The sequence below is a fragment of the Pseudomonas sp. 32_A genome, assembly GCF_017490905.1.
In the GTDB taxonomy this organism is placed as follows: Bacteria; Pseudomonadota; Gammaproteobacteria; order Pseudomonadales; family Pseudomonadaceae; genus Aquipseudomonas; species Aquipseudomonas inefficax.
Window position 1 is genome coordinate 1 of sequence record NZ_JAFGYI010000451.1, and the last position, 251, is coordinate 251.

General features: G+C 63.3%; 1 protein-coding gene. It reads right to left on the bottom strand.

Translation table 11 applies throughout. The annotated features are described in order from the left end of the window. Positions 1-251, bottom strand: a 251-nt coding sequence (locus tag J5M58_RS27410) for an amino acid permease (RefSeq protein WP_207880632.1), incomplete at both ends; no start/stop codon positions are given.

Here is a 251-nt window from a genome sequence, read left to right on the forward strand (position 1 = left end):
CATCACGCTGCCAAGTTCTGGCGTGCCCACCGCCCAGATGTCGGCGGTGAAGATGTCGAGCTTGAAGGCGAACAGGCAGATCAGGGCAAACAGCAGCAGCGGCACCACCTTGGCCACGGTGGTGACCTGGTTGATGAACGCCGCTTCCTTGATGCCGCGCAGCACCAGGAAGTGCACCGCCCACAGCAGCACCGACGCGCCGATGATGGCGGCAGGGGTGTTGCCTTCGCCGAAGATCGGGAAGAAGTAGC